Source organism: Halodesulfovibrio aestuarii DSM 17919 = ATCC 29578, assembly GCF_000384815.1.
GTDB lineage: Bacteria > Desulfobacterota > Desulfovibrionia > Desulfovibrionales > Desulfovibrionaceae > Halodesulfovibrio > Halodesulfovibrio aestuarii.
Genome location: NZ_ARQF01000021.1, coordinates 58,992 through 83,908, shown reverse-complemented (window position 1 = coordinate 83,908; position 24,917 = coordinate 58,992). Strand labels below are relative to the sequence as shown.

At 45.1% G+C, this 24,917-nt stretch carries 18 protein-coding genes and 1 tRNA gene; 8 read left to right on the top strand and 11 right to left on the bottom strand.

Annotated features, from left to right (window positions below; translation table 11 throughout):
- The first annotated feature begins 25 nt into the window (after positions 1–25).
- Positions 26–1,189: a BaiN/RdsA family NAD(P)/FAD-dependent oxidoreductase gene (locus F461_RS0111050; protein WP_020001222.1), complete on the top strand. Its 1,164-nt coding sequence runs from the start codon at positions 26–28 to the stop codon at positions 1,187–1,189.
- Positions 1,190–1,287: 98 nt separating this feature from the next.
- On the opposite strand, the gene cbiB is transcribed toward F461_RS0111050, so the two are convergent.
- From cbiB to ftsH, 11 genes are all read right to left on the bottom strand, one after another.
- Positions 1,288–2,226: an adenosylcobinamide-phosphate synthase CbiB gene (gene cbiB / locus F461_RS0111045; protein WP_020001221.1), complete on the bottom strand. Its 939-nt coding sequence runs from the start codon at positions 2,224–2,226 to the stop codon at positions 1,288–1,290.
- Between the two features lie 6 nt (positions 2,227–2,232).
- Complete coding sequence (locus tag F461_RS0111040) at positions 2,233–2,691, bottom strand: tRNA (cytidine(34)-2'-O)-methyltransferase (RefSeq protein ID WP_020001220.1); 459 nt, start codon at positions 2,689–2,691, stop codon at positions 2,233–2,235.
- A 103-nt stretch (positions 2,692–2,794) separates the two neighbouring features.
- The gene (locus tag F461_RS0111035; RefSeq protein ID WP_020001219.1) at positions 2,795–4,036 is read right to left on the bottom strand and encodes an OmpP1/FadL family transporter; all 1,242 of its coding nucleotides are present in this window, start codon (positions 4,034–4,036) and stop codon (positions 2,795–2,797) included.
- A gap of 395 nt (positions 4,037–4,431) precedes the next feature.
- Positions 4,432–4,785, bottom strand: coding sequence for a hypothetical protein (locus F461_RS17745; RefSeq protein WP_020001218.1), 354 nt, complete (start codon positions 4,783–4,785; stop codon positions 4,432–4,434).
- Between the two features lie 10 nt (positions 4,786–4,795).
- A complete protein-coding gene (priA, locus tag F461_RS0111020; protein WP_020001217.1) occupies positions 4,796–7,162 on the bottom strand; it encodes a replication restart helicase PriA in 2,367 nt (788 codons plus the stop codon).
- 71 nt (positions 7,163–7,233) lie between these two features.
- Positions 7,234–8,097, bottom strand: coding sequence for a UTP--glucose-1-phosphate uridylyltransferase GalU (galU, locus tag F461_RS0111015; protein WP_020001216.1), 864 nt, complete (start codon positions 8,095–8,097; stop codon positions 7,234–7,236).
- Positions 8,098–8,109: 12 nt separating this feature from the next.
- Positions 8,110–9,462 carry a phosphoglucosamine mutase gene (gene glmM / locus F461_RS0111010; RefSeq protein WP_020001215.1) on the bottom strand — a complete coding sequence of 451 codons (1,353 nt, stop codon included), beginning with the start codon at positions 9,460–9,462 and terminating at the stop codon, positions 8,110–8,112.
- Positions 9,463–9,636: 174 nt separating this feature from the next.
- On the bottom strand, positions 9,637–10,500 hold the full coding sequence (locus F461_RS18720) for a CdaR family protein (RefSeq protein WP_162139297.1): 864 nt from the start codon (positions 10,498–10,500) through the stop codon (positions 9,637–9,639).
- A 42-nt stretch (positions 10,501–10,542) separates the two neighbouring features.
- On the bottom strand, positions 10,543–11,301 hold the full coding sequence (cdaA, locus tag F461_RS0111000; RefSeq protein WP_020001213.1) for a diadenylate cyclase CdaA: 759 nt from the start codon (positions 11,299–11,301) through the stop codon (positions 10,543–10,545).
- A gap of 15 nt (positions 11,302–11,316) precedes the next feature.
- Positions 11,317–12,174, bottom strand: a complete 858-nt coding sequence (gene folP / locus F461_RS0110995) for a dihydropteroate synthase (RefSeq protein ID WP_020001212.1) — start codon at positions 12,172–12,174, stop codon at positions 11,317–11,319.
- 2 nt (positions 12,175–12,176) lie between these two features.
- Positions 12,177–14,210 carry an ATP-dependent zinc metalloprotease FtsH gene (gene ftsH / locus F461_RS0110990; RefSeq protein WP_020001211.1) on the bottom strand — a complete coding sequence of 678 codons (2,034 nt, stop codon included), beginning with the start codon at positions 14,208–14,210 and terminating at the stop codon, positions 12,177–12,179.
- Between the two features lie 215 nt (positions 14,211–14,425).
- Between ftsH and F461_RS0110985 the strand changes: the two genes are divergently transcribed.
- The 7 genes from F461_RS0110985 to F461_RS18705 all read left to right on the top strand — a co-directional run bounded on the left by F461_RS0110985 (position 14,426) and on the right by F461_RS18705 (position 24,902).
- Positions 14,426–14,519, top strand: a tRNA-Sec gene (locus F461_RS0110985).
- Positions 14,520–15,258: 739 nt separating this feature from the next.
- Positions 15,259–17,652 (top strand): sensor histidine kinase, encoded by a 2,394-nt coding sequence (locus tag F461_RS18715; RefSeq protein ID WP_020001210.1) that lies wholly within the window; start codon positions 15,259–15,261, stop codon positions 17,650–17,652.
- 21 nt (positions 17,653–17,673) lie between these two features.
- Positions 17,674–18,870, top strand: coding sequence for a sensor histidine kinase (locus tag F461_RS0110975; protein ID WP_020001209.1), 1,197 nt, complete (start codon positions 17,674–17,676; stop codon positions 18,868–18,870).
- Positions 18,871–19,322: 452 nt separating this feature from the next.
- Positions 19,323–21,650 (top strand): mechanosensitive ion channel family protein, encoded by a 2,328-nt coding sequence (locus F461_RS18710; RefSeq protein WP_020001208.1) that lies wholly within the window; start codon positions 19,323–19,325, stop codon positions 21,648–21,650.
- 435 nt (positions 21,651–22,085) lie between these two features.
- Positions 22,086–22,862 carry a DUF169 domain-containing protein gene (locus F461_RS0110965; protein ID WP_020001207.1) on the top strand — a complete coding sequence of 259 codons (777 nt, stop codon included), beginning with the start codon at positions 22,086–22,088 and terminating at the stop codon, positions 22,860–22,862.
- A 74-nt stretch (positions 22,863–22,936) separates the two neighbouring features.
- Positions 22,937–24,100 carry a sulfite exporter TauE/SafE family protein gene (locus tag F461_RS0110960; RefSeq protein ID WP_020001206.1) on the top strand — a complete coding sequence of 388 codons (1,164 nt, stop codon included), beginning with the start codon at positions 22,937–22,939 and terminating at the stop codon, positions 24,098–24,100.
- A 109-nt stretch (positions 24,101–24,209) separates the two neighbouring features.
- The gene (locus tag F461_RS18705) at positions 24,210–24,902 is read left to right on the top strand and encodes a hypothetical protein (RefSeq protein WP_020001205.1); all 693 of its coding nucleotides are present in this window, start codon (positions 24,210–24,212) and stop codon (positions 24,900–24,902) included.
- The last annotated feature ends 15 nt before the right edge of the window (positions 24,903–24,917 follow it).

Genomic DNA, 24,917 nt, shown 5'->3' with positions numbered 1-24,917 from the left:
ACAACACATATTTTCAGGAGCACGCATGAATCAACATGACGTAATAATCTTAGGAGCAGGCGCTTCCGGCCTCTGGGCTGCACTCACAGCTGCCAAAAGAGGCCGCAAAGTTCTGGTCGTTGACCATGCTCGCAAAGCCGGACGTAAAATTCTGATTGCTGGTGGTGGCAAATGTAACTTTACTAATATAGACTTAAGCGCTGCCAACTACCATTGTAAAAACAAACATTTTTGCAAATCTGCACTTGCGCGCTTTACTCCCTGGCATATGGTTGAATACCTCTCTCTCCATAATATTCCGTGGGAAGAGCGCGAACACAGCCAGCTTTTCTGCTCCCGCAGTGCTGCAGATATTACAGAAGCGCTTTACAACGATTGTCTTGAACACAATGTGCGCTTTATTTTTTCCGAACAAATTACAAATGTACAAAAAAACGATGACCTTTTTGACGTACAGTTAACAAGCTCACAACATTATGCGCCGTCACTTATTGTCGCCCTCGGCGGCAGCGCATGGCCTCAGGTTGGCGCAACCGATGCAGGCTACAAGCTCGCGCGCCAGTTCGGGCACAAAATCATCCCGACATTTCCGGCGTTGGTCCCACTAATGATGCCTTCCAATTGGAAGCTCAAAAACCTATCCGGCATTGCCCTGCCCGTGTCCATCCGTTGCAATAAAAAACAGTACACAGAAAACATGCTTTTTACGCACAAGGGAATCAGCGGCCCTGTGGTGTTACAAATTTCTGCACATTGGAAAAAAGGGGACGCAATAGAAATTGATTTTCTTCCCCACACATCCATTAATGATATTCTGGAAGAAGCCGGCCCAAAACCATTGCTGAAAACTGTTCTTAACCGCAACTTTCCAGAACGTCTCGCCTCAGCCCTTATCCCAAAAGAACTAGGTGAGAAGCAAGTTGCCCAACTTAGTAAAAAGGATATGCAGGAACTGCGATCCTGTATCCATGCATTTACTGTCATTCCCACAGGAACTGAGGGCATAAAAAAAGCTGAAGCAACAGGCGGTGGTGTCGATACCAACACAGTGTCATCGAAAACTATGGAGAGCAAACTCTGTACAGGACTATACTTCACGGGCGAAGTGCTTGATGTTCTAGGCGACCTTGGGGGGTTTAATCTTCACTGGGCGTGGGCTTCCGGTAATGCTGCCGGAGAGGCTGTTTAACCTGCCCCCCGTTTGCTACTGTGACTATACAATCAAAAAGGCTGCCCATAACATGGACAGCCTTTTTATATTTCTATTAGTTACCTAGAACTTGGCAGCTAAAAAACTAAGCGCAGAAGAGAAACCACCAGCCAGAGCAGCCCGCAACCAAAAATAGCTGCAAGACGAATATGCTTAATCAACTGCACTAACGAATGCTTGTCCCAAACAGTGTTACCGGAACCAAGAACAGGCTTTTGTTTTTCTTTTCCAAAATAAACGGCACGTCCCCCCATGGGATTACCATATAGATGGGCGACCATTGCCATTGGCCATCCTGCATTAGGACTTTCCATTTTTGCCGCATCCTGTGCAACACTGTTCCACACACCTCTTCCTGAGCCAAGGCCTGCCAAATTCGCTGTACTCTGAAGAAACATTGCGGAAAAACGTGCAGGTAAGTATGCAAGCAGGTCATCAAACTTCGCGCCTGCCCATCCAAGATCAATCCATTTTTCATTCTTATACCCCCACATGGAATCCATAGTTGAAGTAGCCTTATACAACCACAATCCAACCGGACCAGATAGAACAAGCCAGAAAAACGGGGCAATAATACCATCATTAAAATTTTCGGAAAGGGTCTCTGCAAGTGTTTTATACAACTCGTCTTCAGAACACTCAGAAACATCACGGCTCACAAGCATGGAGACAGCCTTGCGGCCTTCTTTAAGAGAACCGGAAGAGACAGCCTGCACAGCCTTTGTTCCTTCATTCAGCAAGCTGCCGAGGGCAAGGCCAGACCATGCAAAGTACAGGGCGAAAACCCATCCAGCATATGGAATACTGATACAAGTATTCACAATTATGAATACTAAAAGTAACAAGATTAACAGTGATAATACACCGCCCAACCTGTTAGAAAAATTTTTACGCGCTTTTTTTTCCAATTTATCCAGAAAGCGACCTATCAGCTGTACAGGGTGCGGGAAAAAACTCGGATCAGCAAATATAGCATCAATAACGAACGCAGCCAGCGGTATCCAGAAAAGTTCCATACACACCTACTTTCCGTTTAAAACTCCAGTTGCAGCATACGCCTGATACAGAACAATGCCTACGGCTGTTGAAAGGTTAAGGCTACGCACCTTACCCCACATCGGAATACGTACATGATCCGTATACTTATCCATCAAATCATTAGGCAATCCTCGAGTTTCAGGACCAAACACGAGGGCGTCATTCGAATCATACGCCACTTCATGTACAGCCACACCCCGTTTAGAACTTGCCATAACATGCCTATGGTTATGCCCGGCAGCTTCAATATACGCTTCCCAGTCAGGCCATACAAAAACAGACACATAAGGCCAGTAATCCAGCCCTGCCCGTTTTAAATATTTATCTTCAAGGCTGAAGCCGAGTGGTTCAATCAAATGCAGATCAGTTGCAGTCGCCGCACACAATCTGGCTATGTTGCCGGTATTTGGCGGAATTTCCGGTTCAAACAGTACAATATGCATATTCGGTTACCTCTTTATAAAAACAAAACCGGCTCAGGAATTACCCCGAGCCGGTCATCATTGCAACTATAGATAGCGAACAGTAACTATCTTTCTATCGCAGCTAAAATGCGTATCCAACAGTGAGAGCGCCCATATGCGTTACACCATTTTTTGATTTACCATCGGTAACACCACTGGCAACAGAGTCATCGTAATCCACACCCTCTGCAAGAATGTAGGTATATGCAAGGTCGATAGTCCAGTTATCAATTTTGTACCCAACACCAGCACCGAAAAGGTGACGATCTGCAGCAGGAATCATGTAGTCAACGTATTTAGCATCTTCTGGTGCTTCATCATAGGAATAGCTTCCACGAATAGTCCAGTTGTCATTAATAGCATATTCAGCACCAAGGCTAAGACGCCATACATCATTCCAGTCTTTTGGCTGCTCAATTACTTTGTCACCTACCGGAGTATCCAGAGTGAGGTCAAAGTTCCTGTAGGTAGACCAACGAGTGTTTATAGCGGCAAATTCAATACTCAGCTCTTCAATCGGATAGTACGTAATACCAAAGCTGATCATATCCGGAAGCACGATTGAGGCTTTTGTATCGTACTTACCGTCAGGTAACGCACCATATGCTGCTACAAGCGCAGGATTTGCCCCCGAAATCTTAGTATCACCAGAGGCATCAACCTTAGCCTGACTATGGTAGCCCACACCAAAACGCCAGTTATCCAACTTGTAGTGAAGGCCTGCAGTCATCGCAATACCATCGCCACTACCATTAAGCTTAGACGTTCCAAGCAAATAATTTTTCTTAATAGCTACATCAACATACACATATTCAATACCGACTGCCGCTGAAAGACGATCAGTAATTTTGTATGCAACGTTCGGGTTCAATGAGATAGTCTGAATCTTAGCATCGTAAACATTGGACGCACCTGGAAATTCATCTTTGTCATACAAAAAGCCAAGACCAAAACGTGAAAATTCACCAAAACCGATAGCCCATTTGTCGTTAATTTTGTGCGTAACGTAGAAATGCGGAATAGCAAATATTGCACTTTCACTATCCGTTGTTGTGGTTGCTCCAGAAGGAGCTGTTGTAACCACCTCTGAATACGGAGAAGCAAGAGAAACACCAACTGCGAGTTGAGTTCCTTCAAGTTGTGTAATACCGGCAGGGTTATACGCTACAGCAGAAGGATCATCTGCACGACCAACAAGAGTACCGCCAAGCGCGTTGCCTCGGGCACTCCATTCATACAATGCAAATCCCGCTGCAGAAGCTGAAGTTGCAACAGCTAACAACAATACGCAGGACGCAACAATAGACAGGAAATGTCGCTTCATTATTTTCCCCTCGAATTCGTGGTTGGCATGCCTGTAAGTGCCTGTTCAGCACCCTGTTCAGTTTTTTCAAATAGATAGAAAACCTGAACAGTGTTTCCCCTCAAGGCATACAAAAAGAGCAAGTCGCAGGGCCCCTCTGCCATTACTGCCACTCACTCAAAAAATTAAATTACAGGGTCTATAATAGTAACACTCGCACTTGGCAACATTTTTTAGATATTTATGTTAACTCACCGCACTGCGCCTAAGCTATTTTATGTAATAAAATAAGTATACTGTAACACATAATCAGTTCTTTTCCCTCGAACAGGCCCTGTCTTACAGCGTGCAACGCCATGTAAAAAAGCGGGGAATCTACTCCCCCGCTTTTTTACAAGTACCTTTCTTTATTTCTATTACTTCCCTTTAATAAGAACCATTTCTTTACGCAACACACACCAAACAGGGCGCTCGCATTCTGCTAAGATCGGGCGTCCCTTGGGGTTCGCGATATTACAACGACGCTTTTCATTCTGAAAATAGAACGGGCAATCATTGCACTCGGTAACCGGAATCGCCGGAAAACCGGAATTATTTGATGCAGCTTCTGTTACGCGTAGTGCAGAACTGCTTACAGGACACCATTCCGGTTTTGTTGATTCGGGATCAACATCCACCTGTTTTAATTCCGGGAAACGCCCGCTACAGTTGCCGCCATTATCTGAAAGATAAAAAGGACATGCAGCACAGGCAGATACAACATAGATCATACTTAGCTCCTCACAACATATTCACAGGATCTATATCCAAAGAAAGCCTAAGCTTTGAACCGCGCGGTACCGCATTACGCATCGCATAATACAGCGTACGTATGCTTATCCAGTCATCAGACTTTAACGTCCACTGGAAACGCTTTCTACCGCGCAAAACTGGGAGTGGTGATGGAGTATGCCCCAACACTCGCACATCATGTTCTTTACCAAGAGCTCTTGCGACTTCAGTTAACGTTTCAACCCACTCCATTCCTTTATTCCAGTCCAACGGATAGCTGGCTCGGATAAGCGCTAATTTTACGAATGGGGGGTATTTCCGTTTACGTCTTCGCTCGATTTCCTCTGCATAAAATCCATCATAATCTGCACTACCGACAAACTGCCAACAGTAGTGCCCGGGGTCCCGCGTCTGGATAAGTACACGGCCCGCTTTCTCACCACGGCCTGCACGCCCTGAAGCTTGAACAAGCAACTGAAATGTACGTTCCGCAGCACGATAGTCGGGAAGATTCAGCCCGAGGTCGCCATCAGCTACAACAGCAAGTGTTACATTCGGGAAATGATGCCCTTTAGACAACATCTGTGTTCCGACCAGAACCTGCGCCTCCTGATTTGCAAATGCATCAAGAATACGCTGCATTTTTCCGGGACGACGTGTTGAATCTCTATCCAGACGTAAAATTTTTGTATCAGGCGGAAGAATTTCTATCAGATTTTCTTCAAGCTTTTCTGTCCCTTCCCCCATGGGAAGATAGTGAAGTCCTTTACATTTAGAGCACACAACAGGATACGAAACTGAATACCCGCAGTAATGGCAAATCAGACGTTCACGTCCCTTATGATACGTAAGTCCGACTTCACAGTGCGGGCACCGTGCGACATGTCCGCAATCAAGACAATACATCAGGGGAGCATACCCTCGACGGTTCAATAAAATAACAACCTGCTCGCCACGTTCTACGGTTTCTCTAATCTGCTTTTTGCATTCTGCAGCAAGAATTCCGTCTGAACGCTTCATGTTTTTAATATTCAACAGTGAAACTTCAGGAAGCTTGCCCTCACCGGCTCGTTCCTTCATTACCCCCATTGAAACAGCTTGCTGCTGTACAGCATGAAATGTTTTTACATCAGGCGTTGCAGAACCTAGCAATAACAATCCGTTACTCTGCTGCACACGATAATGCGCAACCTCTTTGGCCTGATATACAAGCCCCTCATCCTGTTTAAATGAAGTGTCATGCTCTTCATCCAGAACAATCAATCCTAATCTCGGTGAAGGTAAAAAAAGTGCAGAACGAGTACCCACAATAACACAAGGAGTCGTCCGTTTTGCCAATAACCGGAATGTCTTCTCACGTTCTGTCGGAGATTGATACCCGTTATAAAAGAAACATTCCTGAGACGAGAAACGTTTCCGGACGGCACTATCCAATTTACAGGCCAGCGCAACTTCCGGTGCAAGAAGCATTACAGACAGCCCTTTTGCCAAAGCTTCCGCGGCCAGTTCCAGATACACAACAGTCTTACCGCTTCCTGTAATGCCATATAATAAAGCAGACTTTGGAGTTTCGTCATGCAGTAACGCGCTGAAGTCATCAAATGCAACCTGTTGTTCTGGCAATAAGGTAAAACCCTCACCAAAATCAAACGAACACTCGTTAGATTCATCCTCACAACTTTCGCACGTTCCCCCTTCTCGAGGACCAATGCGCACCAGCCCCCGTTCGGCGAGCGTGTTCAACGCAGCAGAAATGCCTGAGCCAAGCTCTTGCAACAAGCGGGTTCGAGAGAGCATCCCCTTATCATGCAAATACTCCAGAACTTCAATCTGACGTTTTGCAGATGGACGTACTGACCATGGAGGATCAACAAGCAAGGTACATAGTTCCTGTTCTTCCGCATCAAAAGTACTATCCAGTATCTCCACAGCATTACCAGCCCACAACGCACCTACTCTAGAACGTTCTTCAGCTGACATGCCAGCAAGATCACGCATAGAAACAGTTCTAGGTTTTCCCCCGTCTAATATCCGCAATCGAATCTTTGAGGTTCGGAGACCAGCCGGTAATAATCCGCCAAGCACTTCGCCCTCTGTAACCATATGCCGCAGGGCAAGCTGCTTGACCATCCCAAGATACTCTGGTCGCAACAACGGCTCACGTTCAGCAGGCCATAGGCATTCTTTCAAGACAACGCCTTCCTTCACAGAGCTGTCATCATCTACAGAAACAACAATTCCAGCCCGAAGCATCCCCCCCTTACCTAACGGAACGATCACACGCTGCCCGCATTTCCATGCAGAAACATCAAGCCACGCCGGAGTGGCATAGCTCAACGTCGCATACGGAGGAGTTAAAAGAGAAATCGCTAGCATTGTATATTTTCCTGAAAGTAAAAAAGGCGATCATACGACCACCTTTTTGAATTCTTACTCGACCACATTCCTTAAGGCAAAAGTGGCTTTAAGTGCTTGATAAGATCATCACGAATAGCGTCATCCTGCAAGGCAAAATAGATGTTAGCAGTAAGATATTCTGCCCAGTCACCAGCATCAAAACGCATACCGCGCATTTTTACAGCCAACAGGCCGCGCTCTTTAGCAATAGTACGTAACGCATCTGTTAACTGAATTTCTCCGCCTGCACCTGCTTTAGTATCTTCAAGAGCAGGAAAAATGTCCGGAGTTAGTACGTAACGCCCTACAATTGCCAGACGTGATGGAGCATCCTGAATCGCCGGCTTTTCAACAAGATCTGTTACCCGGTATGTACCCGGAGAAATTTCATCACCGGCAACAATGCCGTAACGATCTACTTTATCTGCTTCAACTTCCATTACGCCGACAACAGGTAAACGCTCTGCTGCTGCAACCTGAATAAGCTGCTTTAATCCCGGCTCCATTCCAAATATAAGATCATCGCCAAGCATTACACCAAATGCGTCTTCATTAATGAGATCTTTTGCGCATAATACGGCATGTCCCAATCCGAGTTGTTCCTTCTGGCGAATAGAAATAATGTTCGCCATGCATGCCACTTCTTGCACAACACGAAGCAACTCATCTTTTCCCGCACGTTTTAATAAACTTTCGAGTTGAAGGTTTTTATCAAAGTGATCTTCAATAACTTTCTTTTCGCGGTTGGTAACAAAAATAACATCAGCAAGACCTGAACTAATAGCCTCTTCCACAATGTACTGCACAACAGGCTTATTATAGATAGGCAACATTTCTTTTGGGATATTCTTGGACGCAGGAAGAGAACGGGTTCCCCAACCGGCAACAGGGACAACTACTTTGCGAATATTCATAACTAATTCCAACTATACTAAATTCTTTTGTGCAGACTCAGCAAGATACGAAGCAAGGCGTTTAACCTGCTCATCATCTTCACCTTCGACCATCACCCGACATAAAGACTCTGTGCCTGAATAACGTAATAACACACGCCCCTTGTCACCCAGTTCTTTCTCTGCTTTTTGTACATCTTCAAGCAAAGCCGGACATTCTTCAAAAGGAATTTTACGTTCAACACGAACATTAATTAACTCTTGAGGATACAGTTCAAGCAGACCGGCAAGATTAGAAAGAGGCTTATCTTGTTGGCGCATAATGCGAAGCAGCTGAAGCCCTGCGAGCAAACCATCGCCCGTTGTGCCGTAGTCCATAAAGACCAAATGACCAGACTGCTCGCCTCCCATAGTTGCCTGCGTCTTACGCATAGCTTCCACAACATGGCGATCACCAACAGGAGTCCGCAGTAAATGGCCGCCGTTCTCACGCATAAATACTTCCAATGCCATGTTACTCATCACAGTGGAAACAAGAGTATTATTAACAAGAGCACCGGATGACATCATATCCTTAGCGCAAATTGCCATAATCTGGTCGCCATCAAGCACTGTTCCGTGCTCATCACAAACTATCAGTCTGTCAGCATCACCATCAAGAGCAAGCCCGATATCGGCGTGCCCTTCACGAACCTTTTGCGCCATAACTTCAGGGTAGAGAGAACCACAGCCCTTATTGATGTTAACCCCGTTTGGATTCACACCAATAGGTACTACTTCGGCACCTAACTCTTCAAGAACCAACGGTGCAACTTTATAATTTGCCCCGTTAGAGCAATCAAGAACAATGCGCAGACCTTCCAAAGAAAGATCTGTAGGAAAACTATTCTTCAAATAAACAATATAACGGCCTACTGCATCTTCAATTCGTTTAGCACGACCGACCTTATCCGGAGCAGGATAGTCCCACTGATGATCGGGGTTAAGTACCATTTCTGTAATGGAATCCTCAACGGAGTCAGCAATTTTATAGCCGCGATCATTGAAAAATTTAATTCCGTTATCATGGTACGGATTGTGCGATGCAGAAATAACTACGCCCATGGTCGCGCGCATATTTCTTGTAAGAAATGCGATGGCAGGAGTTGCCATAGGACCTACTAGGTATACATCCATACCTGCAGCACAAAAACCTGCTGTAAGTGCATTTTCAAAAACATATCCGGAAAGGCGGGTATCCTTACCGATAACTACTCTATTTCGTCCAGTTTCAGTTCGGAAAGCAGTTCCTGCAGCAAGTCCCAAGCGCATAGCGACTTCCGGAACCATTGGGTACTGATTCACAGTACCACGCATGCCATCCGTTCCAAACAAACGTCTTCCCATGGAAGCTCCAGTTTTTTATTTAATTCAACTTGTAATTACACACTGTGTACGCATGTCATCTATGGCGATAACCAGAAAAAGCTCATTGTCACAACGTTCTGATTACATTCAAGTAACGCAGAACTGCGTACATATCAACGAAAGGAGGAGGTTGAGAGGCACTGTCGTATTATTTTATTTCTTCGAAACAGTAACGGTTAAGGTCTCAGGCTCTGTGCTGGTAACCTTTATCTTATCCGGTAATTCCAGACGGTAAGGAAGCTGATGTTCTCCGGGAGTAATATCTTCCGGTAGTTCCAGAATGACCCTGATTGTATCGATAAGAGCGCTATTGTCTTTCATAGAATCAGGCACTTCTATCATCAGCTTTACAGCAGTACGGTTTAACGAAATGTCCAACCCAGCTCTAGGGATCACGATCACATTCCGTATAATAGTTCTTTTTTGGTAGAGCATCCCCAAAATATACGTCACCTCGACAAGTGGAGGAGTGGCCTTAGCCCGTAGTGATAAGGAAACAGTACCTTCGAGTGTCACACTTCCAGGTCCTTTGATGACAGGTGCCGGAGTGACGGCTTCAACACCACTAAGTGTCACAAGTTCAGAATCGGGTCCCTGCACCGTAACATATTGCGGTTTCACAGAGGCAGACTCCACAAACAAGTCAGTAGGGAGCTCTCCTGTCCAGCGCGGCACTACCGGTAATTTCTTTTTAATAAGCTTATCAACTTCCAAGGTAAGGCGCGACGGACGGACCTCGACTACATCAAATGCTTTCCCGAGCCGGATGCCACCGGATTGAACCGGTAAAACATTCAACCCCGGACGCACCTTGGAAAGATCTAAAACATAGGTCAACTGTTTATCTGTGATCGTTCGCATCAAACCTTTTGGTCCACGAACTCGAATTTCGATTTCCGGAGGTAGGCCACTGAGTAACGTCAAGTCATTGGGCATCCCTTTTAATTCTACAGATGCTTTGCCCCAAATTTCAACTTGCTCACGGCCAGAAATAACTACCCATAAACAGGAAGCCATAACAAAAGCCAAAAGTAAGTGACGCCAACTCACACCCATTAATTACCGTCCCAACAGGTTGCGCAATACACGTTTTAGACGAGTCCTATCAAGATTGCTTGTTAACCTTCCGTTCACAGCAACAGTGACATCACCACGTTCTTCAGAAACAACCACAGCAACAGCATCAGTTTGTTCTGTTATGCCAATCCCTGCTCTATGCCGTGTTCCGTATTCCGGCCTGTCTTGTTCGCCAACGGCAAGAGGGAGGATACAGCCTGCAGCAGCTATACGACCACGACGAAGAATAACGGCACCGTCGTGGAGTGGCGTCTTCACCTGAAAAATTGTTACCAGTAATTCTTTTGACACAGCAGAATCTATCACTACACCGCGTTGAACCACATCTCCCAAAGGAACATGATGCTCTAGCACTATCAGTGCACCGACACGACGCTTACCCATATTCATGGCAGCGCCGACGATTTCATCAAGAAACGAGTCTGCAACTTCAACCTTTTTAAAAAAGCTGCGTGCTCCCATATTAGAAAGTCCGCGCCTGATATCATCCTGAAAGAGGATAACAACAACAAGAAAGAAGGAACCAAGAAACTGCTGTAATATCCAATGCAGAGTATAAAAACCAAAATATTCTGAAAAAGCAAAGACAGCGATAAGCAGCAACAGGCCATAGATTGATGATACCGCCCGTGTACCTCTAATTACTATCATCACTTGATAGAACAAGAAAGTTACGAGAGCGATATCAAAAGCATCACGCCATGTTATGCTTAAATATTCCAATGTCTCCACTGAAATCACGCTATATTCCTACCTCTAGCTACGCAGTGCTTCTGCAAGTAAAAGCGTTTCATGCGTTTTAGCTACGTTGTGTACTCTGTGCACTTCAACGCCTCGATACGCAAGAATTGCCGTTGTCGCCTGTGTACAGTTTTCACGTTCACCAATAGGCGCTCCGCAAACTTTTTCAAACATGGATTTGTTTGAAATACCGGCCATAACCGGTAATCCAAGTCTCTTGAATCGGTCAATATTCTGTAAAATAGTCAGGTTATGCTCTAACGTTTTCCCAAAGCCGACCCCTGGGTCGATCATAATACGAGATTCAGGCAACCCTGCATCAGTCAATTCTTTCAACTTCCGGTCAAAGAAAGCTAGTATATCATCAATCACGTTATTATACGTTGGAGCGACCTGCATGCTGTCTGGTTTTCCCTGACTGTGCATAAGAACATAGCCAGGCTTGTACTGAGCAACAACGTCCTTTAACTCAGGTTCAAATTCAAAGGCAGAAATATCGTTGATAATATGTGCTCCAGCTTCAAGTACTGCTGCGGCTGTTCCAGCTTTATAGGTATCCACAGAAACCGCCCACGGTAACGCATCATCTGAACAGTCTTCAAGCACACCTTCAACGATAGGGAGAACGCGCCGGATCTCCTCTTCAAGAGAAACAGGGTCTGCAAAAGGACGGGAAGACTCTCCGCCTATATCCAGAACATGAGCTCCTGCCGCGGCCTGCATTCGAGCATGGGCAATACCCGCCGCAACAGAATTATACTCTCCACCATCATGAAACGAATCCGGTGTCACATTCACAATACCGAAAATACAAAAAGGGGCAGGGCCTATAGACCTGCCCCCTCGTACTTCCCAGGAAAATGGGGTGTTCATTATTATTTTTTCTCTTCAGAAGATTCAGTTGCTGCTTCCGGCGCTTTTTTCTCTTCCGGTTCCGCAGCCGTTGCAGTTTCTTCCTGCTCCTGCTCTTCAGTTCCTAGAATAAATTCACCAGAATCCTCAGTAGAGTCAGGTTGCTGTTCTCTGTATGCAGCTGCTGCCTTAGCAAACGCATCCGGAGCATCCTCTGGATGTTCTGCCGGAGCGACATTCTTGCCATTCATGTCTTCCTGAGGAGGAAGTTCCTTGCCTTCAATCAGAAGATCAATATCTGCACCGGTGATTGTTTCACGCTCAAGCAATGATTCAGCAATTCTATGAAGAACATCAAGATTGCCTTCGATAAGCTCACGGGCGGTAGAACGTGCGGTTTCCACAATACGTTTTACCTCTGCGTCCACAAGGCGTGCAGTTTCATCACTGAAGTTACGGGACTGGGCCCATTCGCGGCCGATGAAAACTTCTTCGCCCTGTTCGCCGATATTGAGCGGGCCGATTGCTTCGGACATACCCCATTCGCAGACCATCTTACGAGCCATTTTAGTAGCACGTTCGATATCGTTGCCTGCACCGGTTGTAATGTCATCGAAAATAATTTCTTCGGCTACTCGACCACCAAGAAGAACCACAAGATTGGTTTCAAGGAAGCTGCGGGAATATCCATACCTATCCTCACCCGGAAGCTGCATGGTCACACCAAGAGCACGTCCGCGAGGGATAATGGATACTTTATGAACAGGATCAGCTTTAGGAAGAAGTTTCGCACACAGAGCATGACCACCTTCGTGGAACGCAGTGATTTTCTTCTCATCTTCGCTCATAACCATGCTGCGACGTTCTTTACCCATAATGAGCTTATCTTTGGCCTGTTCGAAATCGAACATGTTAATCTGGTCTTTGTTCTCTTTGGCAGCTTGAAGAGCCGCTTCGTTAACAAGGTTTTCCAGATCAGCACCGGAGAAGCCCGGAGTGCCTTTCGCTATGGTTTCCATATTCACATCAGCAGCAAGCGGAGAACGGCGTGCATGCACTTCCAAAATACGTTTGCGGCCTTTTACGTCCGGCACAGGCACTGTTACCTGACGGTCAAAACGACCCGGACGAAGCAGTGCAGGGTCAAGCACATCAGGACGGTTAGTCGCGGCAATGAGGATAACACCTTCATTGGACTCAAAACCATCCATTTCTACAAGCAACTGGTTAAGGGTCTGTTCACGTTCATCATGACCGCCCCCCAAACCTGCGCCACGCTGACGACCTACTGCGTCAATTTCATCAATAAAAATAAGACATGGTGCATTCTTTTTACCCTGAACAAACAGGTCACGTACGCGGGAAGCACCAACACCTACAAACATTTCTACAAAGTCAGAACCGGAAATGGAGAAAAACGGAACTCCTGCTTCACCTGCAACAGCACGCGCAAGCAGTGTTTTACCGGTACCCGGAGGGCCCACAAGCAGAACACCTTTCGGGATACGTCCACCAAGGCGGGTAAAACGCTTAGGGTTGGAAAGAAAATCTACGACTTCGCTAAGTTCTTCTTTAGCTTCATCTACACCGGCGACATCAGCAAAAGTAACTTTTGTCTGCTCTTGTGAGATAAGTCTTGCACGGGAGCGTCCGAAAGACATGGCCTTTCCCCCGCCACCTTGCATTTGGCGCATAAAGAAAATCCATACACCAATAAGAAGTAACATAGGGAACCAAGATACAAGTAAGGTCATGTACCAAGGGGAATCTTCTGCAGGTTCAGCATTAACAACAATGCCTTTTCCTACGAGTCGATCTACAAGCTTAGGATCTTCAGGCGCATAGGTATTTACAACGGTACCGCCATGTTCTTTAGCGAGAAGCTTTTGTCCTTGGATTGAGACTTCAGCAATGTCGCCTCGATCCACCAGCTCCAAAAATTTTGTATAGCTGACTTTTGTCTGCGAGCTTTGAGGCTGGCTGAACATGTTAAACAATACTACCATAAGTAGAGAGATGACAGCCCAGAGAATCAAGTTCCGGGAAAACTGGTTCAAGGTATTTTACCCTCCGAAGTTAGAATCGGATTAATTTACTTGCTCAAATGTATTTTCTTACTCGAATTTATATTTCTAATTACTAGAACGCGATTTGACAATGGTAGAAACGCTCTTTTTCTAAATTTACATTGAACTTTGTACTAAAAGCATCTTAATCTTGCACCTAAGAAGGTTTCTTGCTAGAACGCCCAGTGTTAAAGACCTTAGCTAATGGAAGCGTTTCGTCACCGGTGTGGCGTCCGGTCTTCAAAACCGGTGTAGGGCAGTGATGTCCTAGGTAGGTTCGACTCCTATACGCTTCCGCCACGCATATTCAGCCCTGCCTTGCAGGGCTTTTTTTATTTTTTGGTGAAATTAATCAGCGTTCGTCACAAATTTTGTTCCCAAAAGGATACGTGCTGAGCAACTACATTATCCCCTGAGGAACGCCATCAATTTCCACTTTGTGCTCCCATCTGTGCCCCATGATAATCTGAAAAAAGTCATCAAGTTAAGTCTCCGAATAATAAGCCTGTATAAAGCTTTTCGCCCAAAAGCTGGCTGCGGATGTCCATCACAAAGTTCCATAACAGTAAGTTAGCATGTTCGCAGAACAAAACAAACCTCTTCAGCTAATTAAAAAGCCGCCCAAAGAAAATTCTCAGCGCACTCATCAAGTAGCCAGTTTCAGAACGGATCCCCATCGGTTCAGCAAACCTACCCCCTGAAAGCACCCCCAGCCCTCAAGCTGTCACTTATCCCCCACAAACCACAACGAACATAGTCGGCTATCTCAAAGATTACTGAAGAGTATATCCATGCTATTAATTCTAACGAAATCCCCCTGAAAAAGTACAATCCCACTCTACCCTCGCGCCTCTTTATATCACAGTGAATAGTATGATTTTGCGACGTAATTTGGTGTACATATTTTTATTGTAGAATCAGATGTTACTATTCGATTTTGCGAAGAATGAAAGATGGTTCATTTTTATAATAATGTAATGCCTGTGTGTATAACGTACATTGGTAATAGCCTGAACCGTAGATTGTAAGGGAGAATGGAATGAAACGATGCCAACTCTCTGTTAGCGTGATTTTGTTAGGAATGATCTGGACTGTTTTGGTTATGTTGCCTTCATCGTTGCATGCGCAGAATGAACCACGGCATGTTCTGCTGTTAAACTCATATCACCAACGTATGACATGGGTAAAAAATCTGACCCGTGCCGTTGAGAATGTGTTGGAGCCTGAAAAGAACAACTTGATACTCCATATTGAAAATATGGACGCCAAGCTGGTATTCTCACGTGAATATTTTATTGCTTACAAAAAGCTGCTTGCAGAACGCTATAAGGGCATTTCTTTTAGCGTCATAATTTCTTCAGACAATTATGCTTTTGACTTCTTGCGCTTTCATCGTGACGATTTATGGCCGGATATTCCCGTGGTCTTTTGTGGTGTAGCGGATTTAGAGCCGTACATGTTGAAGGCTGTTTCATCTTTTACCGGAATCGAGGAAGCGCCTTCACCCCGAACCACCGTGGAACAAATGCTCCGTAACCATCCTAATATAAAAAAAATATTCGTGATTAATGACCACTTAAAAACAGGTAACAGTTGGAGAAGGTACATTCTTAAAGAGCTTATGGATCTTGAATCACGTGTAATCATTGAACACAATATTAAAGAACCAATTGATCGTTTGCATCAAAGGCTGCTCTCGCTAGGGGATGATACCGCGGTTCTGCTCGGGGTCTACTTCAGGGATAACGGGGGACAGTTCTTAACATTTGAAAAAGCCGGCGACCTGCTTACGGAAGGTCTATCGATTCCGGTGTACTGCCTTTTGGCGTTCAACTTACGCAAGGGCGTTATTGGTGGAGATGTGATCAGCGGCTACTTTCAGGGAGAGTCTGCGGCCAAGATGGCAAAGCGCATTCTGGCTGGAACAGATGTTAACAGTATTCCTGTTATTCGTGCTGGCGCAAACAAGTTCATGTTTCGCTATCCAGAACTGCAACGATGGAATATTGCTGAAGACTCCTTGCCTAAGGGGAGTATTATCTTGGAACGACCCGTTTCATTTTTTACGGTCTACAGAAAATATATTATTATCGTTGGAATCATAATCGGCGTCCTTTTTCTTATTGTCCTTCTTCAGATGATGCATATTGCACGACGAAGAATTGTTGAAAAGGAGTTGCGAAAAAGTCGCAGGCAATTCTCTGTTCTGTTGAAAAATATGCCCGGGATGGCGTACAGAAGCGTGTTCGGTTCCAATTGGCTTATGCGCTTCGTAAGTGACGGAAGCAAGGAACTTGTAGGCTATTCCCCTGAAGAATTGCTGAAAGATGAAGGCGTTTCTTTCTCATCACTTATTGTTAATGAAGACAGAGAAAATGCCAGAAAGACTATTGATGAACAGCTTGAACACAGTGATAATTTTTCTATTGAATATCGTCTGCAGTCTTCCTCCGGCAAAGTACGCAATGTATTAGAGCGGGGGCGCTATGTAAAAGAGTCTGAAGAGGAGCCTGTGGTGGAAGGGTTCATAACCGACGTTACAAATCTCAAAAATACACAGGCCGAACTGGCCGCGCTAAATCAGGAATTGGAAGATCGGGTACAGCGACGTACGGCAGAGCTGGAAACATCTTTAACGAATTTGCGAACCGCACATAAACAGCTGATTGAAGCGGAAAAACTAGCATCACTCGGCGGGTTGGTGGCTGGTATTGCTCATGAAATTAACACCCCGCTGGGTATCGGTTTGACGAGTACAACCTACCTGCAAGAACGCCTTGCCACACTTGAAAATGAATATAAGGCAGGAAGTTTTAAACGTTCAACGCTTGAAAAGTTTATGCAGGTTGCCGATGAAGGTTTAGCCGCTGCCGTCACTAATCTAAGTCGGGCTGCCAGTTTGGTGCAAAACTTTAAGCAGGTCGCTGTGGATCAGACTTCTGAAGTGTTACGCGAAGTCACATTGTACGAGTATCTGGGCAAGGTACTGGCAAGCTTACGCCCACGTTGGAAACATTCATCGCACACCATTGAACTACATGCCGCAGAAGAAGCTAAAGAAACTATAGTTAAGACATATCCCGGTGTAATTATGCAGATTATGTCTAATTTAATAAACAACTCATTGATACATGGCTTTGAAGAAATGGAAAATGGTGTTGTGAAAATTCTCTTGAGTCGTACAAATGGAGACATATGCATTGACTATCAAGATAACGGAAAAGGCATGACACCGGAGCAAAAGCAGCGGATTTTTGAACCATTCTTTACAACAAAAATGGGGAGTGGCGGTTCTGGACTCGGCATGCATATTGTGTGGAATCTTGTAACGCGTAAGCTCGGTGGAGTTATTGAGTGTCACAGTGAAGTCGGTCAGGGTGCCAAATTCATTATCACGTTTCCAATATCATCCGATTCGGGAACAAAGGGTTAAACCTGAAAGGGGGTGTGGCCTGTGGTAGTCGATGAAGATCTATTATTTGCTGATGAAGAAGATCTTGAACCAGCGACTAAAGAACCGCAACGGTGGCGAATCCTTATTGTTGATGATGAGGAAGAAGTTCATACCGTTACCCGTCTGGTTCTTAATGATTTTACCTTTGAGGGACGTAAACTTGATTTGATCAGTGCCTATAGCGGCAAGGAGTCTCTAGAATTGTTGCGGGATACTAAAGATATTGCCGTAGTACTTTTAGACGTCGTAATGGAAGATAACCATGCCGGTTTAGATGTCGCCAAACGTATCCGTGAGGATTTAAATAATCCTTTTACCCGTATTATCTTGCGCACAGGGCAACCAGGACAAGCTCCTGAAAATAAAGTTATTTCTGAACTTGACATTAATGACTACAAGCAAAAAACAGAACTGACAGCCCAAAAGCTGTTTGTCACTGTTACCACTGCATTACGTTCTTTTCGAGATTTAAAGACAATAGAGACAAATCGTAAGCGCCTACTACAACTTGCAATGTCTATTGCACATCAAATTCGTAACAGAACCATGAGTATTGCGGGATTTGTGCATATTGCGGTCAGGGAACTTGTGGCCGGTGAAGATATTGTCCCTCATCTGGATACCATTCGAATAGAGGCTTCCCGACTGGAAGCACTGGTATCGTCTGTTTCCGACTTCGCTTCACTCTCGCGTGGAGTCAAAGAGGATGTGTTGTTGAAAACGGTTGTAGATGAAGCATATACTGCAACGGAAAAGAAGCTTGCTTCCAAGGATATCGTTTTTGCAGACGTTGCAACAATGAATGTGGATGTTGCCGCCCTGATGATTAAGGCAGATAAAAATCTCATTGTCCGCATGTTGCAAGAGTTGCTGGTGAATGCTGTTATGTTCAGAAAAGAAGATTGTCGCATAGCAATTACTGCGACTCCTCTTAACGAGGGGTGTATACTAAAAATTGAGGATAATGGCATAGGGATAAGCCCAGAGATTATAAGCTATATTTTTGATCCCTTTTTTTCTTCTCGTTCTGATGGAGTGGGAATGGGGCTTTGTACGGTCAGGAAAATCGTAGAAGAACATGGTTGGGAAATCTCTGTTAATAGTTCTGAACGTACAGGGAGCAGTTTTGAGATAGTGATACCGTTTCGTTCTGACAGCGTATCTAAAGAAGGGAGCAAGCCGGACGAATCTTCCTGAACAGCGGGCGGATAATCCACTGGAGATACGGAGTACAGAAGAAAATAAAACTATAAAAAATTCATATCAAAATCAGGAGTAACACAACACAACAAATTGAAATTATTAGTATAACAAAACAAAACACAGTAAATATTAGTTCCTCCCTCTCCGCCCGAAGCGATGCACTTTACTCACCAACGTGCTATAGTCACTTCTTTCGATAGGTTCATTTGCCCATCAATGTGCCCATCAATGCGATGGTTGTTCCCTACAAGTAAACGGAGTGGATGATGCTAGTAACTGACAGGCCTACGTCCAGAATACTGAACGCACTTCAATATTTTTTCCTTCTAAGTCTCTTTATTGGATTGCCACTGCCCCTGGCCACTGCAGTAAAGGCAAACAATCACCCGCTATCCCCACCGAACACCTCAAGCCCTAGGGCCACTCTGCATAGTTTTATAGACAACATGAACACGGCTATCAAAGGCTGGAGAGAAAAAACAGATCGTGCGGAAACATACCGGGCATTCCGCCGCGCCGTCGACACACTGGATTTTTCCACTACGCCTAATGACTCGGCAACAGCGGTTCAAATTGAACGCATCATAATGCTAAAGGAAATCCTCGACCGTCTCGACCTTCCCCCATACGACATGATACCTGACACCACAGAAGTTTCAAAAAAAGACATCACGCGATGGACAATTCCTGACACGAAAATAAAAATAGTCCGGATTGAAAACGGACCACAAGAAGGTGAATTCCTCTTCTCTGCAGATACAGTTCAACACCTTGACCAATATTACAAAAGAATAAAGGAAGCTCCTTACAAAACCAATGCAACCGCAGGTATCTATGAAGAGATCATCAACGGCAAGAACACGGCGTACAGCTTTGAAAGACGAGCACGCTTCCGCTTACGCCCCGTTGACACGTCAAGTCCTCGAGCAACGTTAGACGGCTTCCTGAGCAGTGTTAACCGCGCCTTCAACACCATAATGCAGGTCAGATCATCGCATTCTTCAATGTCAAAAAAAGAGATTCTCAAGGCGCAGGAGGCGGCGGAAGATCTTTTTGAACGAGCCATTGCCACATTAGATTTGCGTAAAGTTCCTGAAGAGCACCGTAAGGACGTCGGGATTGAATCAGTATTATTACTAAAAGAGATAATCGACCGCATGCCGCTTCCACCGGAAGATTTCATCCCTGATGCTGTTATGGTGGCAGCACAACTAGCCTTGCATAAAGAAAGTTCTGGAAAAGCATACCAGTATCACTGGCGATTTCCGAATACCGAAATTGAAATTGTAGAAATTAGCGAAGGTGCAAAACAAGGGCAATTTCTTTTTAGCGCAGAGACTGTGGCTCGCCTTAAGGACTTCTATGCACAGATCAAGAATCATCCATACCGTCCGAACTATCTTGCAGGAGCATCTCCCGAAGACTATCTGCCCTCCAAGCAAAGTAAGGGGTTTTACAAATTCTACATATCAACACCCGGCATTCTGGTCCCTCAGGCTCATTTCCTGAGCGGCATAATCAGCAGTCTGCCAGAGTCATTTAAAAAACTTTATGGAGAGCAGACTCTTTGGCAGTGGGTAGCCTTAGCGCTCTGCCTGACAATAATATTTTTTGTAACCTATACTTCCTTCAAATTCATCTGGCTGCCTGCAAAATCAAAAGAAAAACCGCTCAAGAACTGGCTGCGCCTTTTGGTTCCCATCATAATAATGATCACCATACACGTGTTTGTTGTTTTTTTGGATGAAGATATCAACCTTACAGGTGATGTTCTTACTGTCGTCTTTGGCGGTGGCAAGTCACTCATGATCATAGTTTCCGCTTGGGCAGCCTTTGCCTTCTGCAAAGCTATAGCGGAAACAATAATCTCCTCACCGCAAATTCCCCCTCAGAGTATCAATGCAACCATACTCAGGCTAGGGTCACGAGTCGTCGGTGCTCTGATCGGTGCCATGATTATTATAAAAGGAGGTCAGCGACTTGGTATTGATATGCTCCCGCTGCTGGCTGGATTCGGTGTTGGAGGTCTGGCTGTTGCGTTGGCTGCTAAACAGACTTTTGCAAACATCATAGGCAGTCTGATTCTGCTTTTTAATAAACCGGTCAAAGTAGGTGATTTCTGTCGTTATGGTGATCAACTTGGTACGGTAGAACACATCGGGTTAATTTCGACACGCATCCGTTCTTTGGAGCGAACAGTTATTACTGTACCAAATGCAGACTTCTCTGAAATGCATTTAGATAATTTTCAATTACGCGACCAACGATTGTTCAAGACAGTTCTTCAATTACGTTACGAAACTACACCAGAACAAATGCGCTGGGTGCTAGTCAAGCTGCGTGAACTGCTCTTAAGCCACCCAATGATTTCACCTGACCCTGCCCGCGTCCGGTTTACCGGTTACGGTGCGTTTTCCAAAGACATTCTTATATTCGCTTACTTTTACTGTCAGGACCAGAACACATTTCTTGCTATTCAAGAAGATATTCTGTTGCGCATAGAAGACATCATAAATGAATCCGGTAGCGGCTTCGCCTTCCCTTCACAAACTATCTATACCTGTCGTGACGAAGGCATTAACAAAGAACAAGGCCAACAAGCTGAAGCCGAAGTTCAAGAGTGGCGCTCAAAGGATCAATTGCCTTTCCCTGATTTTGCCGAAGAACGGCTGGCAGAACTTAGAGACAGCCTTGACTATCCACCGGAAGGCTCCCAAAGCAAACGGCCTCCGAGTGGCCCGTCAACGCCATTAACCAAGGTACCCAAAAAATAATTTGCCTCACGCGTCAGACTTAATCCCCCTATTAATATAGATAAAACAGCAAATGAGGAACTGTATTGGGGGGATTGCACTGCTACGAAAAAGCGAACAACCCAGACTCCTTGTACAAAAGTTAGCATGCACTTTACGTGGAAAAACACCTCAAAAGCATTCCTATAAACATATATTCATATATCAATAATACAATCTAATTATCTGATTTAATGTTAATTTTATATTTATTTGTGATTTAATTCACAAAGTTTTACCGTAATACTCCCAAAATAAGCACTTTGCTTGTGAATTAATGTGACTTAATTCTTTATTTCAGTTTTTATTGCTGGCTATATGCCTCATTGATAATTCCAGCTTCAGAAAGCAATGAGCTCGTACACCAACATTTGGTGAACTGACTGGATCTTCACATAAAAAAACGGGAGAAGAATCATGTCCGTAGATTTTAAAGAAATGCAAGCAACTTTGATGCGCGAAATGCGCCTTTACCACTACCCGATCGCAATTAAATATTTCTACGATCAGGCAGAAGCAGACAAGTACCTCGAAGAAAACGAAGTACATGTGCCGGTTAAGCCAATGACTTTCTGTCAGTGGGAAATTGCAGCACGCATGAAAGGCCAGAATGTATACGCCACTAAAGAAATGCTCTCCTGCTCCAATGCTCATTACAGCTTCGGCTGGAAAGGTCTTGATGAAGCAGAAGTAAAAAGCCACGCAAAATACACTCGCAATCCTGAACAGGCAAAGCGTTTTGTAGAAACAAAGTCCCAGATGCCTGAAGGTATGGTTGGTATGGCTGTTATGCCGCTTGCCAACGCAACTGAGACTCCAGACGTTGTTCATTTCTATGTAGATAACATGCAGGCATACCACCTTGCTGTTGATTACATGGCAGCTACAGATACTCATCCGCTCCGCCCTGCAATTACCATGAACTCTTCTGCATGTGGTGGCTCCGTATTCTCTCATGTTGCTAATGAATTCAACATGGTTCCTGCATGCTCCGGTAGCTACAACGCAGGTAAAACAGAACGCGGTGAAATCAACGTTATGATTCCGGGCGAAAAGATGATCGCGACATACGAGCGTCTTCTCGAACGTATCGAAGAGCTTGGCAGTTCTTCCATCACCAAACCTGGCGACGGCTTCCCTGGTCAGGACGTATGCAAAAACTGTCCACTCATCATCTTCAAGAAATCTAAATAATCTTTTGTCATATACCGGAGCGGTACGCACATACCGCTCCTCCTATGGAACGCAATTTACGTGAGGAGGTACACGTGTTTTCCAACAGACGTAACTGGGTAAGCCTTACCCTACTCGCCGCAGCTATTCTGCTTGTTTTTTCTCAGCCAGCACTGGCTGACCGTCTTTCTGATGCAATTAACGCTACCCCAAAAGGTACTGGCATTGGCGAAATCAATAATTCTGCTGCTACCGGCTTCTTAGGCATTCCGGGCGCACCATCTGTTAACCTCGTGATCGGCTTCTTATGGGCGATCTGGGTTGGTTGGATTTTCTCCACTGTTGGCGCATTCGGCGGCATCATGGCTGGTGTTGGTCATATTACCATCTTCGGATTCGGTAACTACGCATCCAGCTTTAAAAAACAGTCTCCTGTTCTCAACAAACTGGTAACAGACTCCATCCGTGTTTCTAACCAGTGGCTTGTTGGTACTTCAGCCGGCATGTCTTCTTTCAACTACTACAAAATGGGTCGCCTTGTACTGCCGTTGGGTCTTTCCCTCGCAACCGGCTCCATTTTAGGTTCTTACCTTATTCCTTGGCTCACTGCAGGCCAGATCTCCCTTAAAGCGTACATCGGCTACTTCGGCCTCTTCGTACTCTTCTTGGGCTGCTACCTTCTTTACGAAACCACCCCGCGTGGTCAGGCTAACAAAAAACAGGCTAAAGAAGCAGCACGCGCTTTTGAATCCACTATTAAAGAAGAACGCTCCGGCTCTGCTGTAGATACTTCCGCACTTGGTGTAAAAGTAGTTTCTTTCTCTCCAACCAAATGCGTATTCACCTTCTACGGTGTTGAATTCTCCTTTAACCCACTCGTACCTGTATGTGGCGGTTTTGTTATCGCTGGTCTTGCTTCCTTCCTCGGTGTAGGCGGCGGCTTCCTTCTGGTACCATTCCTTACAAGTGTTGCCGGTCTTCCTATGTACCTCGTTGCTGGTACTTCTGCACTGGCAGTACTCGTCGGTATGACCACCTCTATCTTCACTTACATGGTAGTTAAAGACACCCCAGTATTCTGGCCTCTCATCGGCGTAGAACTCCTTGGTGTACTCGTAGGTTCCTTTATCGGCCCACGTACCTCCAAGTACATCCCGGAAGTATGGCTCAAACGCCTCTTCATCTTCCTCGCCTTCTACGTTGGTATCCGTTACGCATCTAAAGGCTTCCTTGGAATGAGCCTTCTCCCTCCATTCTAGCCCACGCACACAGCATCTTTCAGGGATGGAGCAACTATGCTCCATCCCTGACATAAACAACAATCTGCACTATTGCAGATTGATACATTTTTTTTTTGAGAGGTAACGCATGGATATGCAGAGTATTTTTTTCGCACTCGATCCCTTCTTTATTGCCCCCTACCGCTGGATCAGTAATCCGGAGATGGCAGTTTGGATGGGTTCTATCGTGTTAGGTCTCTGGTGCGTTTTTGCAGGAGAAATTTCTTCCATCTTCATTTATCATGTTAACAGAGCCTACTATGCAAAGCTCAACGCGAAGATGGTACGCATGCACAACCTCTCTATTGAAGCCATCAAGCAAAAAGACAAAGCTAACTTTAAGGCCGCCAATACTTGGGCAAACGAATACTTCGGTAAAGTATTCTTCGCGCAAGCCGCTTTTTTCGCGGTTTCCTTATGGCCAGTTCCTTTTGCTCTTGGCTGGATGCAGACCCGCTTCACCGGTGTTGACATTGTGAGCTTTCCTATGCTCTCTGTTGACTTTGACAAGTTCAGCCTTACAAACCTAAGTACAGATTTTATATCTTCTACCACGGTGTCTTTGGGATATGCATTTGTGCTTCTTACCAGCTATATTGCTTTACGTTATACATTGTATAAGACACGTAAATATATTCCTTTCCTTCGCAATATCGAAGCTATGCGCGAAGAAGATGCTGAGCTTATCAACCAAATCAAATCATGGGACGAGCTTAACACATCTGCTCCGGTGACTGAAGCAATGCAACAACCACAAGAAGACACCGCGACAGCAGGATAACCATCCTTATCAAAA